Here is a 14252-nt window from a genome sequence, read left to right on the forward strand (position 1 = left end):
AAACACAAATCCGCAGGCAGGAAACACTTTCTGCGAAGAAAACGCGCATCACTAAACGCGTTGAATCTGCGCACCCAAACTCCGCAGATGCTCCACAAAATTCGGATACCCACGATCGATGTGATGGACATCGTGGACGGTGGTTACCCCATCTGCCACTAGCCCAGCCAAGACTAGGCCTGCGCCGGCACGCCAATCCTGACACGACCTCGATGCAGTAGCTGACCATCGAAGCGCGACTAGCGGACGGAACTTTGCTCAGAACATTTGGCCAGTCCCACGCAACACTGATGCATCCACGACCAACTGACGGAGGGATCTCGCCGGTACCACTGGCCCGACAGCGCGAGCATCCCCGATCGGCTCGGGGCCTGAGGAAGATCGCCCCGGAAATTCACGTTAACGACTTACCGAGGAACCGGCCTAGGCGCTGGCTCGATAGGCCTCGAAGCGATGAGGCCTTGCCCGCCAATCCGTAACGGGCCAGGGTGCTCATCCGACTCTCGGGGACCATCGCCACATCAATGGACCCGGCCGCCCAACGCCCGCAATCGGCCCTGCCGCTCCGACTGCCGCAATAATTCCGGCACCGCGACTCGCGATGGCCCGGTCCGTAGCCGTTCCCACGCGGCCAACCGTGCCCCCCCCCCTAACGCGAAGCAGACCTGCCGATTCCAGAATCACGGCGGGACCGGCCGCGTCCACCAGCAGGGAATGGAGACGGTCATGTGCTCCGGTGCAAACCTCTAAAACCAGTCGTGTCAACGTAGACGCCGGGGAAAAAGACCTTGCGCTCACGCAGCCAGAGAGCTGCCCGTTCACACAAACGCACCGGCCCCTCCGACGACGTCCAGGCCCGGGCCTCCAGAAACAGCCTCAGCCCTTCGTACCTGGCCGGATCGGAGAAATCCGCATACCCGTACCCGGTGGAGATTTCCGCGGCGTGCTCGTACTCGGCCTGTCCCCGCTGCGCATACAGCTTGAGCACGGAAGCATCGGCAATACCCAGCTGCCCGGCCAGGGATTCCACCACCGGCCACGAAACAGCCAATGGATCCGTCAAAAAGCGTCCGACTACCCGCACCGTGATCAGTTGAACAGTAAAACCCAGGTGGTTGTGCATTCCCCGGCGGCGACCAATCACCGATAAATCGGCATCACCCAATCAACAGAAACGTTCCAGGTCATCCGCCGGTACCTCGCCGGGGAATCCGCCGAACACCGAGACCTGCTCATCACTGATGAAAATCAACCGCAATACCACCCACTCAACAGGCTACTGACTCCTTAGCGTGAATTTCCGAGCGATTTTCCCCAAACCCCGGCTCATGGCCAACCAGTCAGCGCGTACGTCGACAAGCTAAGGAACTTAGCTCCTATCACCAGGCATTTTATCGGCAGTCAGCTTCAAAAATGCTCAAGAATGAACGCGGAGCCTCCGCTTGCAAGAAAGCCCCCACTGACCTTCACAGGCCCACAGTCAGCCCACCCCTCAGGGGAACTTAAGTAATCCTATCCTAAGTTAGGGTGTGCTAATGTGCACGACGTTCCTTGTCTGCATACCCGAAAGGTTTGTCCGTGAAACGTCGGATCCTTACTCCCATTGTCGCTACTGCGGCCCTAGTCTTGACCGCCTGCTCCGGATCTGCGGATGGCTCCTCAGTTGAGGCCGAACCGGTTAATGATCAGGTCACCACGCTTTCCCACCCCACTATTGACGGGCTGGAGATCTCCTTCGAGCAACAACCGGAGTCACTGGTGATGGACTGCTACGCCTATAGCTCTCTGTATGAATATGGTCTGGAGCCTGATGCGTTGTTTGGCTACGACTGTGAGAACCCTTGGGTGATGGGAGATGCAGATATCAGCGGCATCGAAAAGATCGGCCAGGACGGTGAGATCAACATGGAAAAGCTCGCCGAGCTGCGGCCTGACGCCATCATCGGCCAAGGTGACGAAGACGGATGGGCGTGGTTCGACGAGGATGTCAATGCCCAGCTGATGCAGGTCGCCAATTTCATCCCGTTGCCTTCCGGAGAATCTGTGGACGAAAACATCGATGACACCCGGGAGGTGGCCAACTTCCTCGGCGCTGACACCGAATCCGCGGAAATTGCGCAGTCCGATGCAGACTATGAAACCGCCAAGCAGGAATTCGCTGAGGCCGCGGAGGGGAAAGACCTGTCCTTCATGTTCGCCAGCCCCACTAAGGAAATGCTCTACACCGCCGTTGGGTTCAACCAAGCCAACCTGCTCGAGGAACTCGGCGTGACTATCGTCGGCCCGTCAGCGCCCGAAAGTGGTAGCTCCTGGGGATCGGTCGCTTGGGAAGAAGCATCTACTTACCCGGCCGATGTCATCCTCGCCGAGAGCTACGACTCCGAAAATGGCTTCACCACCGAGCTCTGGGATAATCTGCCCGCGATTGAGGCCGGTCAGATCAGCGGTTGGAGCTCCAAGGGTGCAATGACCTCACGTGCCTACGCTGATTGGTTGTCTGAGCTTGCCGGACAGGTCGAGTCTTACGACAAGGTCGTCTAAGCGCAATGACAGTAGTCCTCGCCGAACCCACTTCTGATCAGCAGCAGACGAGGGCGTCGCCACGCTTACTTGGGCTTGTGCCGCTGGCACTGCTGTGTCTGCTTGCGCTCACGATGAGCATGCTCATCGGGTCTCGAAGCATTCCACCGGATGAGGTGCTCTACTTCCTGGTCCACCCAGATCCTTCGGATGCTGTGTCCCAGGTGGTCTGGCAGTCTCGAGTGCCACGCACCGTGCTCGTGCTTCTTGCTGGCGCGGCCCTCGGCGTAGCCGGTGGACTCATGCAGGCAGTAACCCGCAATCCGATGACGGATCCTGGCATCCTCGGAGTCAACGCTGGGGCAACTTTGGCTGTCGTGGTCGGCTTGGCCTACTTCGGTATGAACGATATTGGACAGTACATGTGGTGGTCACTGGCTGGCGCGCTACTGACCTCCGTCGTGGTATTTGTCGTGGGCAATACGGGCGCTTCCCGCGGCAATCCGGTGCGCATGACTCTCTCTGGCGTGGCTTTGGGTGCGGTACTTTCTGGGTTTAGCTCCGCGGTGTTGCTCAGTAACTCGAACGTATTAACCCGCATGCGCGGTTGGTCTGCGGGAACCACCGCGTCCCAGCCGCTGGATGCCACCCTCACCATCGCACCACTGATCCTCGCGGGTTTGCTCCTGGCGCTGCTCAGTACCCGATCTTTAGATGTGCTAGCTCTCGGAGAGGCATCAGCGACAACTATGGGCGCTCATCCCAACCGCATTCGGCTGGTAGTACTGGTGGCCATCGCGCTGCTAGCCGGTGGTGCTACTGCAGCTGCTGGGCCAATTGGCTTTCTAGGATTGCTGGCCCCGCATCTCTCACGGATGATCGTCGGTCCGCACCAGGGCTGGATCTTGCTCTATTCTGCCCTGCTAGCCCCGACTATCATGGGATTTTCCGATGTCCTCGGCCGAGTGATCGTCCAGGGCGAGGTACCAGTCGGGGTTGTTACCGCGTTCGTTGGCGCACCGCTGCTGATCTGGATGGTCCGCCGATTCCGTGTCTCGGAGGTTTGAGCCAATGACCAATGCACAACTAGATTTTGGTCGTCGCGTATATCACCTCGGACCGCGCAGTCGTCCGCTACTGCTTATCGACGCTCGTTCAGCCATTCTCTGTGTCCTGCTGTGGGTAGCGACGGCCGCACTGGGAATCTTTGCGATATTTTCCGGAGATGCCGCAGTCACTCTGCCGGAGGCCTTGGCAGCATTGAGCGGACACGGCACAGAATTCAGCACGATGATCGTGTTGGAATGGCGCGCCCCCCGAATTCTCCTGGCGGTAATACTGGGAGCATCGCTGGCTATCAGCGGAGCTATCTTCCAGACCCTGACTGCTAATCCATTGGGTTCGCCGGATGTCATTGGTTTCCAGACCGGGTCCTTTACCGGCGCGCTAATCGTGATGCTGCTATTCCAAGGTGGGGCGCTAGATACCATGTTGGGCGCTTTGGCCGGCGGTGTAGTTACCGCCTTCGTGGTGTTTCTCCTGGCTTCTCAGCGAGGAGCCGCTCGAGGCGTGCGACTAATCATCGTCGGAATTGGAGTAAGCGCCATCCTGGCCTCTCTCAACACCTGGCTGCTGCTGACCGCCGAGGTCGAAGACGCCATCATGGCTGGGCTGTGGGGCGCAGGCAATCTCTCCGGAGTCACCTGGCCGACGGTCTGGCTGGTCGCCGCGAGCTCCGCAGTCTTTTTGACCGGAGCGATACTGCTAGCCAGACCGATGAAGCTAACCCAAATTGGCATCCCATTTGCTACCGCCTTAGGCCAGAATGTGCAACGGGTGCAGGCGGTGGCAATCATCGTCGGCGTCGGACTAACGGCATTAGCCACCGCTACTGTCGGTCCGATCTCCTTCATCGCACTAGCCGCTCCACAAATCGCCCGTCGATTAGTGCGTACAGACGGCCTGGCATTGGGGCCGAGCGCTGCCGTGGGCGCCTTCCTCCTCCTGCTTGCCGACGTCATCGCCCAACGTATTAGCCCGGACTCACCGTTGCCGGTCGGCATCGTCACTGTGTCCATTGGCGGCCTGTATTTTCTATGGCTGCTACTGAGAGAAGGTAAAAAACCATGACCCGCTTACTCGTCGACGACGCTGCCTTGGGATATGCCGACAAGGTGATCTGCCACAACGTCTCCGTGAGCATCCCGGATGGCGCATTCACCGTGATCGTCGGACCCAATGCCTGTGGCAAGTCCACTCTGCTCAAAAGCCTCACCCGGCTGCTCACTCCCAGTTCTGGCAGCGTAGTGCTAGACGGAAACTCTCTCCACCGCCTCCCCACCCGGCAGGTGGCCAAAGAGATCGGGCTGCTCCCACAGGGTCCGGTGGCTCCCGATGGCATCCGGGTCATCGATCTAGTGTCACGCGGCCGCTACCCACACCAGAGCCTCTTTCGTCCGTGGTCGCCGGAAGATGAGGCGGCCGTCGCCAAGGCAATGGGGGCCACGGGTGTATACCAGCTCTCCGGCCGCTTGGTCGACGAGCTCTCCGGCGGGCAGCGTCAACGAGTCTGGATGGCGGTGGCGCTTGCCCAACAAACCCCCATCCTGCTGCTGGACGAGCCAACTACTTACCTAGACCTCAACCATCAGATTGAGCTGCTGGAATTGTGTCGGAGGCTTAACCGCGACACTGACACCACGCTGGTAGCCGTCCTACACGACCTTAATCAGGCCGCGCGTTACGCGGACCACATCATCGCGATGAAAGATGGAGCGGTCGTCGCTACGGGCTCCCCCGACAAAGTGATCACCGAAATGCTCTTGGCAGAGGTCTTTGGGCTGTCCGCCCGAGTAGTCACCGATCCAGAGTCCGGTAGCCCACTGGTGGTGCCGCGTTGGCAGCACTAAAAGCACTTCGTATGCCAATGGCGATGTTAGGGTAGCCCACCCTCATGGGAAAGGGTATTGAAGGCATTATCATGAAGGCCTATCATCCGGACAACTACATGTTGACTGTGACCAAGGTCGACTTCATCACAGACAAATATGTTCGTATCGAATTCGCTGCAGATGACCTCCTAGCCAATCATCCGGCGCACCCAACGCAGTGGGTGCGCTTGTGGATTGATGATGGAAACGCCAAGCAACGCCAACGCGGCTATACACTCCTCGATCAAAATCCGGACGAAGACAGCTTTTCTATCGAATTCGCCCTCCACTACGGCCCAGCCTCTCAGTAGGCGCAAAATGTGCAAATTGGTGAGATGATCGAGGCAAGCTTGATTGGCAAAGGCAGAGGATCATCTAGCTTTTCCGTCCCGAATCCTGCTCCTTCACAGTTCCTAATCTTCGGAGACACCGCCTCACTTCCGGCGATCAACACGTTGCTCGATGTTATCGGCGGCACTCCCGCACAGGTATGGCTGGAGTGGCAGTACGAATCAGACAGAACCTTGTCTGTGCATGCAACAGCAGCAACCAAGGTGCGATGGCTACAACGCCTCGATGATGGTCGGCTGTTGCGGGAACAAGCCGAGCAACTCACCCCCCTTCCTGGATCTTTCGCTTGGATCTCATGTGATAGCTGGACCACCCGGTCGATCGTCAGAACGCTTAGAACCGCACACGCGCTGCCGAGAGAATCGATCAAATCCCAGGCATATTGGAAGTAGTCCGTCCCAGATGCACATAGGCATGGGCCCAGCCAGACTCAACGAAGCATCCAACGAGGCGGGGTACTCAGTCGGACTACTCACACGTGAATAGAGCATCGCTAGAACAACCATTGAATGACGCTTACTCATGGGCCTTCATCACTTGTGCATCACGTATGTGCTCAGCTAAGTCACGCTAGCCATCCGAGAACAGAATCTCCCCTAGGGCAAGGATCGGCGCGCGTAGCTAGCGCCTATATCTAGTCCGTACGCACTACTTTGAGCCCATGGGCGCCGCTCTCACAGAATCAGATGCTAGTTCCACACAGAAGCGAAACAGAATCGAAGGAGCAATTGAACCACTCTCCTACCCAGATCCACCGAGTACGATTGCGACTGACTTCCAACCCCAATCGCAGGCGCTGAACCAAACCTTGGTACAACCGAGACACTGACGATGTGTGAGGCTTACTCATCGCCAGAAAGATGCATCATATGAAGCACCCGAACTGCTCGCGTAAAACTAGCACTGGTCTGCACTTGCTGCTCTGGGTCGCTAGGTTCCCTTATCTGGCTCTTTGCAGGTTCTTTAAACGAGCACCTGATTGACCATGTACTTCTTGAGTCGCTGATCGCCCATCTTGCAGTCTTTGGTTCACGCTAGGATATTTTGATGGATTTTCTTTCTTTTCACCGGTATCTAGATCTGGTGAGTCTGCCTAAAAATGCTCTAGAAACAATCACTCCGGAAGCACAAAGTAGTGACTATGAATCAGGCAATGCACTGATCGAGGGGAGCCTGTGGCGGATCCGTACAGCGCGAGCCACTCCTACCAAGCCCGGAGCCTTCGTCGCTGTTTGGCAGCGAATGGAAGATGGCACTACCGCACCATTTGAGGCTAGTGATCCTACTGTTGGCCTTTTCGTCTTCGTAACGGAATCGGACCACTTTGGTGTATTTCGATTTACGACAGAGCAGCTAATTTCGCTTCGAGTCTTAGCAACTCAACATTCACCTGGTAAACGAGGTTTCAGAGTGTATCCACCATGGTGCACAAACCTGAACCCACAAGCAGCTCGTTCGCAAGATAGACAATCTCTGGCATTCTTCGATCTGACCAAGCGCTGATTCTCCGTCGAGTATTTCACTGTTTCCCTGGTATCACGGTACCTTAGTGACCTGGGGCTCTCTGAAGATCTTATCTACGGCTCTGTATTTCTAAATGAATCAGAAGGCAAGATATTGAATGCCTGAATCATCAACCCCCCTGCGAAAGCGACTACTAGACGAGAATTCGCGCTAACGACGTTGTGGTTCCGGCCCCCTCCAAAACGCCCACGTCGAAAAGCTTGGAAATAGCCAGTTAGTAACCACTGTGGGGTGGCGAAAAAGAGTAGGCCCGAGTGTTCCAGATACGGGTCCTACCTAGAAGACCTAAACCCCTCAGGAGCGCTCGAACCTGCCACTCCGTTATCGATTCTATCCACTGGTGTCCCATCGGCCGTCGATCGCAGACCGACTTGTTTTCAACAAGCTCATTCTTGTTCTTGTCCTCAGTACCTAGAACCTCAAGATCACCGATACAACACGTTCCGTCACCATGCAGTGCATTCGTCAAGATGAATGGATTGCCGCTGGCATTCTCGAGGAACAAAACAAAGTTATGTGGAGTTTCACAATCCTATCGCCAGGATCGATCTGGTCTGCCTCAGCAAGGATGAGTTCATCGTCAGAGCTCCCTGCGGCAGGCAGGCCGCCAAATAGTCCCTAATCAACTACGCAACAAGGTACGAGACGTTCGCTTAATGAGCGATGTCCATTGCAGATTGGATTCGTGGTCGCGGGAGCAACCAGCATTTGAGACTAATTGTCTCAGTACCCAGCCTCGGGATCTGACCATTATCGAAGCTCTTATGAGCTTTGAAGCACCGTATATTACGGATACATGATTAGATCGCTGTCTTGCACAACCGCAACTGTGACAGTTTATGAGCGAGCTCTTCCTGCATGAGATCGGCGTTAACCCGGGTCCCCACCCCAAGACCATCAGCCGCTGCCATAATCACTTGTGCCATGGGGTTGACAATATTTCCGGCAAGCCAGAGTCCCGAAATCTCGGTTTGACCGCCATCATCGACAGGCACGTACCGGCCGATGCCGGAGGCGTGCTCTTGTGCCACTAGACCGAGAGACTTTACGCAGGATACATCGACGTCAAAGTTCGGCAGGATAACCAATGCGTCTACTTCACATTGCGTTCCATCACTCAATTCAACGCCCTGCACAAAACCATCCTCACTGAGGACTTCGGTAACGACTGCTTCTATGACTCGCACGCCCAGCGCTTCCAACTGCTCCCTTTCCTGGGCAGAAAGCACCTTATTCGGATCCTTAAATAGAGTGACGTTCTTCGACCACTGAGTAAACAGCTGTGCTTGGTGCATAGCCATGGCACTGTCGATGACACCTAGGCGGAGATCTTTAACTTCCCACCCATGGCAGAACGGGCAATGCAACACGTCATTGCCCCAGTGTTTGGCCAATCCAGGAATATCTGGCAGCTGGTCTTTTAACCCAGTGGCAAGAATAAGGCGACGTGCCGAAACTTCCGTGTCATTGCCGAGCGTAATAGTAAATCCAGCAGCACTGCGACGACTGTCCAGTGCTCGAGTGCGGATCACTTCTACGCCGTATTTGACGAGTTCGGCACGTCCTACCTCAAGCAGCTCCAGCGGATTCATTCCATCGCGGGATAGGAAATTATGCATGGCGGCTGCCGGTGCGTTTCGAGGTTCGCCCGCATCAATGACCACCACCGCACGTCTAGATCTACCCAGTGCTTGTGCGGCACTGAGCCCTGCAGCCCCGCCACCAATGATTGCCACGTCATAGACCGTTTCCTGCATTTCCATGGGGCTTACTCCAATCGACTTGTTGGACGCACGATGCACCAACGTTGATCTAAAACTGCACCTCCGCTAGACAGATTGGCAAGCTCTTTTGCCAAAATGGCAAACTGGTGGTGTGGACAAAGGAATCGATTACACGCTTTCCCAGGTCGGACCGCGGCTTAAGTCCTTGCGTACCGCCAGCAAGAAGACCCTGCAAGAACTATCTGAACACACCGGAATTTCCCTCAGCACGCTGTCCCGATTGGAGTCGGGTCGCCGTCACCCAACATTGGAACAGCTCCTGCCGCTAGCCCGCGTGCACGGAGTTCCATTGGATGAGCTGGTAGGCGCCCCGCCTACTGGCGATCCACGGATACACATTAAGCCGATCATCCACCACGGGATGATGATTCTCCCCCTGAGTCGCGACTCCGGGAGCGGGATTCAGGCGTTCAAACATGTGATGGCTGCTGGGAAGCCCTCTGACACGGTGGATCTTCAATCACATGAGGGTTATGAGTGGCTTTACGTACTTAAGGGAAAACTCCGACTTTGCTTGGGCAAATACGACATCGTCATGCCCGCCGGCGAAGCTGCGGAATTCGATACTCGCACGCCACATTGGTTCGGACGAGCCGACGAACATGGCGTGGAGTTTCTCAGCTTGTTTGGACCGCAAGGCGAACGCTTGCATGTACGAGCCAAGCCTATCGAAGAGAACCCCGCCTAGCTCCTACCATGGGACGTGTCTGAAACGCCGGCTTGGTGGTCTACACATAGTGACATCGACAGTGCGCGCTGATCATGGATTGAACGCCTACGAGGATCGATGGAGTTACTCTTCTTTTCGTGAATACAAAGCTAGTGGGACCACTGCGTCTAGCGGAAGGATACTCGCCAAACTCAGCGAAATCCCATTGCTGCACCTATAGAATTAGCCTTCGCCTATGAGCAGCAGATGCTTCGTGACCAAGGCCTAGAGAACTCTCATATCGCTAGCAGGCTTGCCCCCTCGACGAACTGGTGAGAGACAATTCACGTGCCGACCGGACCTCTAACATGGTCAAACACCAGATTCGTTTGTGTGTCGCCGACGACAGGATTGGAGGATAGGTGTTCGAGGACGAACTGGCGGATATGGTCAGTATCTCGGCCTAAGACGTGTATGAGGAAATCGTCAGCACCTCCCAAGAAGAAGAACTGGGAGATCTCTGGCACCTTCTTCAGCTCTTCGCTGAATGGCTCCATCATGTGACGCGCCCCAGGACGCAGTCTCACGCTGATCAAGGCTTGGATGCCCTGCCCCAAAGCCTGTGGATCCACATCTACCGTAAACCGCTGAATTACTTTCGCTGCACGCAAGGCCTTAATCCGCGCTAGGCAGGTAGAAGGCGCCACACCGAGCTCAGCAGCTAGAGCTTGGTTTGTAGTGCGGGAGTTTTCTTGGAGCAGAGCTAATAGGTGGCGGTCTAGGTCATCAAGGGTGGGTACAGATCGAATATCCTTCGGATCAGCCATAATTGTTGGACAACTCCCCGTCATAATAAAAAATATTGTCGCTAATATATCTCAAATATTCGATATAGGTCGCATCTCTTTGCATATTCAGTAGGTTATGACCAGAAGTTGTTCATTTTCTACGAAAGACAGGCCGCTATGATCATCGCTGTACCCAGAGAAATTAAGAATAATGAGTTCCGTGTGGCCATCACTGAAGCTGGGGTCCATGAGCTGTGTGGCCGTGGCCATGAGGTCCTTGTGGAAACCAGCGCTGGCATAGGCTCAGGAATCTCCGATGAGCAGTACCGTGCCGCAGGTGCAAAGATCATGGACGATGCTGATGAGCTGTGGGCTCAAGCCGACATGGTCATGAAGGTCAAAGAGCCCGTAACCGCCGAATACCACCGCTTCCGCGAGGGACTCATCCTCTTTACATACTTACACTTGGCAGCAGAACCCGAGCTCACCACCGCATTATTGGAATCCGGTGTGACGGCTATTGCCTACGAGACCGTCCAGACCGCTGATCGACGCTTGCCGTTGTTGGCCCCGATGAGCGAAGTCGCTGGCCGGCTCTCAGTCCAGGTAGGTGCTGCGTCGTTGACCGCCCCGGCTGGCGGTAAAGGCGTATTGCTCGGAGGTGTGCCTGGGGTACACCCAGCCAAAGTCACTGTCATCGGTGCCGGAGTGGCCGGAACCAACGCTGCAGTTATGGCCATGGGGCTCGGTGCAGAGGTCAGTATCCTTGACATCAACGTCGATCGGTTGCGCGAGCTTGATGGCCTATACGCAGGGCGCCTCAAGACAATCGCTTCCAATTCCCTGGAGATCGAGCGATCGGTGATCAACGCTGATCTCGTCATCGGCTCGGTTCTCATTCCCGGTGCAAAGGCTCCGAAGCTCGTCACCGATGCCATGGTTGCCGCTATGAAGCCGGGTAGCGTGCTCGTAGACATCGCCGTTGACCAGGGTGGTTGCTTCGAAGGCTCTCGGCCCACGACGCATGAAGATCCGAGCTTCCCAGTGCACGATGCTTTGTTCTACTGCGTAGCCAACATGCCTGGTGCAGTACCTACTACCTCTACCTACGCTCTGACCAATGTCACCTTGCGCTATGCCGTAGCCTTGGCCGACCGCGGCGTAGATGCCGCACTAGCCGCCGATCCTGCTCTAGCTGCTGGACTCAACGTCATTGCCGGCGAAGTCGTACACTCTTCTGTCAGCGAGGCACACGGCCTTACACTCAGCGCCAAGCCGAGCCAAAGCACGGTTTAGCAGTTTCAGATCCCACGAACTGCTCTCAATAGCCGGCGGTCAAGAGCATTGAATTGAACAATAATCCTGCGCACTAGACCAATGTCGGAACCATGATCAGCTCTAAACTCTGACAAAGATAATTGTTCCGGGTGCTGTGTGTCCTTTGAACACACAGCACCCGGACTTTGTTTACCTATATGAAACATAGAAGCAGTGCCTAGAGATAATGGGCTCTTCGGATTTAAGCGTGGAGCGCTTAAACGCCATCTAATCACCGGGGGTGAGGAAAAGAAGCGGGTTAGGCCCCAGGTTCAATGGGAGTTACCACACAACTGCTGAGCCTAGGTAGGCGGTAGCAGAATTCCGAGGAGTTTACGTGCCAGTGTATTTTTGCGTGAAAATAATTTCACGTTCATTGATATTCTCGACCCTCTCCACTATCTCATTGATTGCGGAAAATCATCATTCTTTCTTGGCAATAAATTGTACAAATAGGGAGAGAATAAATGTATACGCGCAAACCAACACTAAGAATGTAGTAGATATGTCAATACTCGAATGCCTAGAAGCATAGACTACAAGGGCAACTACTGGAATGGCGAAAAAAAGTGCCACTAAGAATTTCAAAAAACCTTCGCGAGTTTTACCTTTCCGAACGCTATAAATAGCAGAAAGTAGACAAATTACAATTCCTATAGCTAGTAAGATTATAGTTATGTAAAACTGCAAGAATGATCCTCTCTTAGTTGTCTCGCGATTCAGTAGATACAGCTAACGGATATAGTTCCAATAAAACTTAACTACCTCAGAGTAGATACTTTGCTTGACTCCGTGAGGGATAAGTTTCCATACCGCTCCTCCGATATTTCCTGCGATGCACCCAACGATAGCGTTTTGGACATAGCTGCCACCACCCTCTCCGTGGTTAATTATGTCAGTAAGGACTGACGTTGGCACAGAACTCAAAGCGCCGGATGCACACCACGCTACCGCCCCAATCGCGACCCCAGCAATAGCGGCTGGAATTGCTGCAGGTGCTACTTCAGAATCATTTGAGACCCCATTTCTCTGCATAGCAGCTTCGAGGGTAGCTACTGCATTCGGTCCCATATACGAGTGGATTTCCTCCACCTGTTCTGGACTCATACTGGCAGCTTTTTGACGCGAGTCCATCACAAGATCAGGCGTGATGACGAAATCCTCGACATTATTTGCGTGTTCTACACTAAACACTACAGAGTGTTCAGCTGCATAAGCTGGGAAAATTGTACCCGCTGTAGCCATCGCCAATGCAAGCACCACGGCCGTTGCGCGACTTGTAATAGACATTCACTTTCCTCTCAACTTGGAATTGCACCAACAAAAAGGACATACGTAGTATCACAGGAATAATTGAAGTCAGGTAGCACAAATAGAAAGCGTCTACTTTAGGAGACACCCGTAGACTTTTGTATATTTTTATTTATATATTTTTGATTAATCAAGAAAAGCCAGTTGGAGATAGATAAATTCGGTATGAAACTATGAAAAGGTGTTTATCAATTAGATGCGAAATAGGGGGCCAGCCTCGAGAAGTGAACACGGAGGACTTGATCAGGAAGCAAATCTCAGCCTAGCTAGATTCCGACTCTTCAATACCGTTGGTTTCCAAGATAATTGCATCAGGAATGCCGACGGGCAGGGTTGGGGTATGAGGAAGATCGCCTCGGAAATTCACGCTAACGACTTACCGAGGAGCCGGTCTAGGCACGAACGGCAAAGTTCTGCGGATCTACCCGGTGACGTCGCCGGCGCGTTTGATGGCATGGTAGACGATCCCTTGCGGGCGGGAATATGTTCAGGGAAATAATTGCCTCGTTTAAGATTTCAGGTCCTCATCAGGGTTCCCCAATGGCCGAAGTTCCGTTCCTGTGGCGCCTGCAGTGAAAGAGTAGCGTCCAGCATATTGATGTGCTCCGAGACGAGCGGAGACAGGCGTTGCACGTCCTCGTCTGCAACGTTTTGTGGCTGTGCGGTCGAGGATCCCGGTGAGTGTGGGCTTCTAGGTAGCGGGTGTACCACAGGATGACGGCGTTAAGGACCAAACCAAGAGCTCCGAGCTGGTATTCCTGGCCTTCCCGGTAGGACTGCCGTATCTGGCCGCTCCTGCCATGGAAGATGAGTCTGGCCAGGGCATGCCGGGATTCCTGCGCAGTCAACTTGGTATGGACTTGCCGGTGGTACCGCTCATCGGCATCGATGAAATCCAGCAGATGCTCCGTTTTAGCTATTCTGCCGTACTCCGCCAACGTCTTCCCGAGATGCCAAGTGCTTCCCTAGCTACCGTATTTGAGTACCTCTTCCCTGATGCAAATTTCAATCACCATCATGCCGAGGCAGATGCTATCGCCGCTGCACTGACAGTCGCTCAACTCGTCGAACACTACGG

13 protein-coding genes and 2 pseudogenes are annotated in these 14252 nt (G+C 54.7%); 9 read left to right on the forward strand and 6 right to left on the reverse strand.

The window, feature by feature from the left end; translation table 11 throughout:
* Window positions 1–51: 51 nt before the first annotated feature.
* Window positions 52–207, reverse strand: a pseudogene (locus tag C5L39_RS01375) (UDP-N-acetylglucosamine 1-carboxyvinyltransferase); the annotation flags it as partial.
* A gap of 517 nt (window positions 208–724) precedes the next feature.
* Complete coding sequence (locus C5L39_RS10790) at window positions 725–1165, reverse strand: DUF4158 domain-containing protein (protein WP_197714701.1); 441 nt, start codon at window positions 1163–1165, stop codon at window positions 725–727.
* A gap of 413 nt (window positions 1166–1578) precedes the next feature.
* Between C5L39_RS10790 and C5L39_RS01385 the strand changes: the two genes are divergently transcribed.
* From C5L39_RS01385 to C5L39_RS01410, 7 genes are all read left to right on the forward strand, one after another.
* Window positions 1579–2541 carry an ABC transporter substrate-binding protein gene (locus C5L39_RS01385; protein ID WP_123047119.1) on the forward strand — a complete coding sequence of 321 codons (963 nt, stop codon included), beginning with the start codon at window positions 1579–1581 and terminating at the stop codon, window positions 2539–2541.
* Between the two features lie 5 nt (window positions 2542–2546).
* On the forward strand, window positions 2547–3587 hold the full coding sequence (locus C5L39_RS01390) for an iron chelate uptake ABC transporter family permease subunit (protein ID WP_123047120.1): 1041 nt from the start codon (window positions 2547–2549) through the stop codon (window positions 3585–3587).
* A gap of 4 nt (window positions 3588–3591) precedes the next feature.
* Entirely contained in the window at window positions 3592–4650 is a 1059-nt protein-coding gene (locus tag C5L39_RS01395) for a FecCD family ABC transporter permease (RefSeq protein WP_123047121.1), read from the forward strand.
* Window positions 4647–5429, forward strand: coding sequence for an ABC transporter ATP-binding protein (locus tag C5L39_RS01400; RefSeq protein ID WP_123047122.1), 783 nt, complete (start codon window positions 4647–4649; stop codon window positions 5427–5429). Before C5L39_RS01395 ends, C5L39_RS01400 begins: the two co-directional genes overlap by 4 nt.
* Window positions 5430–5500: 71 nt before the next feature.
* A complete protein-coding gene (locus C5L39_RS10835; RefSeq protein ID WP_245974837.1) occupies window positions 5501–5761 on the forward strand; it encodes an SIP domain-containing protein in 261 nt (86 codons plus the stop codon).
* 24 nt (window positions 5762–5785) lie between these two features.
* Window positions 5786–6193: an SIP domain-containing protein gene (locus tag C5L39_RS10840; RefSeq protein ID WP_245974838.1), complete on the forward strand. Its 408-nt coding sequence runs from the start codon at window positions 5786–5788 to the stop codon at window positions 6191–6193.
* A 655-nt stretch (window positions 6194–6848) separates the two neighbouring features.
* Window positions 6849–7304, forward strand: coding sequence for a MepB family protein (locus C5L39_RS01410; RefSeq protein ID WP_123047123.1), 456 nt, complete (start codon window positions 6849–6851; stop codon window positions 7302–7304).
* An 821-nt stretch (window positions 7305–8125) separates the two neighbouring features.
* Here C5L39_RS01410 and C5L39_RS01415 read toward each other — a convergent pair.
* A complete protein-coding gene (locus C5L39_RS01415) occupies window positions 8126–9088 on the reverse strand; it encodes an NAD(P)/FAD-dependent oxidoreductase (protein ID WP_123047124.1) in 963 nt (320 codons plus the stop codon).
* 112 nt (window positions 9089–9200) lie between these two features.
* On the opposite strand from C5L39_RS01415, the gene C5L39_RS01420 reads away from it, so the two are divergent.
* Window positions 9201–9797: a helix-turn-helix domain-containing protein gene (locus C5L39_RS01420; RefSeq protein ID WP_123047125.1), complete on the forward strand. Its 597-nt coding sequence runs from the start codon at window positions 9201–9203 to the stop codon at window positions 9795–9797.
* Between the two features lie 305 nt (window positions 9798–10102).
* Here C5L39_RS01420 and C5L39_RS01425 read toward each other — a convergent pair whose 3' ends face one another.
* Window positions 10103–10585, reverse strand: a complete 483-nt coding sequence (locus tag C5L39_RS01425) for an Lrp/AsnC family transcriptional regulator (protein WP_245974839.1) — start codon at window positions 10583–10585, stop codon at window positions 10103–10105.
* Window positions 10586–10723: 138 nt separating this feature from the next.
* On the opposite strand from C5L39_RS01425, the gene ald reads away from it, so the two are divergent.
* A complete protein-coding gene (ald, locus tag C5L39_RS01430) occupies window positions 10724–11842 on the forward strand; it encodes an alanine dehydrogenase (RefSeq protein ID WP_123047126.1) in 1119 nt (372 codons plus the stop codon).
* A gap of 753 nt (window positions 11843–12595) precedes the next feature.
* Here ald and C5L39_RS01435 read toward each other — a convergent pair.
* Together C5L39_RS01435 and C5L39_RS01440 are read right to left on the reverse strand one after the other, a co-directional pair.
* The gene (locus C5L39_RS01435) at window positions 12596–13153 is read right to left on the reverse strand and encodes a hypothetical protein (RefSeq protein WP_123047127.1); all 558 of its coding nucleotides are present in this window, start codon (window positions 13151–13153) and stop codon (window positions 12596–12598) included.
* Between the two features lie 529 nt (window positions 13154–13682).
* A pseudogene (locus tag C5L39_RS01440) lies at window positions 13683–14124 on the reverse strand (Tn3 family transposase); the annotation flags it as partial.
* Window positions 14125–14252 lie beyond the last annotated feature (128 nt).

Source organism: Corynebacterium alimapuense, assembly GCF_003716585.1.
Taxonomy (GTDB): domain Bacteria; phylum Actinomycetota; class Actinomycetes; order Mycobacteriales; family Mycobacteriaceae; genus Corynebacterium; species Corynebacterium alimapuense.

What these genes read in the sequence shown, in the direction of transcription:
- C5L39_RS01390 (WP_123047120.1), top strand. Translation starts at nt 2,547, where the DNA reads ATGACAGTAGTCCTCGCCGAACCCACTTCTGATCAGCAGCAGACGAGG.
- C5L39_RS01395 (WP_123047121.1), top strand. Translation starts at nt 3,592, where the DNA reads ATGACCAATGCACAACTAGATTTTGGTCGTCGCGTATATCACCTCGGA.
- C5L39_RS01400 (WP_123047122.1), top strand. Translation starts at nt 4,647, where the DNA reads ATGACCCGCTTACTCGTCGACGACGCTGCCTTGGGATATGCCGACAAG.
- C5L39_RS10835 (WP_245974837.1), top strand. Translation starts at nt 5,501, where the DNA reads ATGAAGGCCTATCATCCGGACAACTACATGTTGACTGTGACCAAGGTC.
- C5L39_RS10840 (WP_245974838.1), top strand. Translation starts at nt 5,786, where the DNA reads ATGATCGAGGCAAGCTTGATTGGCAAAGGCAGAGGATCATCTAGCTTT.
- C5L39_RS01410 (WP_123047123.1), top strand. Translation starts at nt 6,849, where the DNA reads ATGGATTTTCTTTCTTTTCACCGGTATCTAGATCTGGTGAGTCTGCCT.
- C5L39_RS01415 (WP_123047124.1), bottom strand. Translation starts at nt 9,088, where the DNA reads ATGGAAATGCAGGAAACGGTCTATGACGTGGCAATCATTGGTGGCGGG.
- C5L39_RS01425 (WP_245974839.1), bottom strand. Translation starts at nt 10,585, where the DNA reads ATGGCTGATCCGAAGGATATTCGATCTGTACCCACCCTTGATGACCTA.
- ald (WP_123047126.1), top strand. Translation starts at nt 10,724, where the DNA reads ATGATCATCGCTGTACCCAGAGAAATTAAGAATAATGAGTTCCGTGTG.
- C5L39_RS01435 (WP_123047127.1), bottom strand. Translation starts at nt 13,153, where the DNA reads ATGTCTATTACAAGTCGCGCAACGGCCGTGGTGCTTGCATTGGCGATG.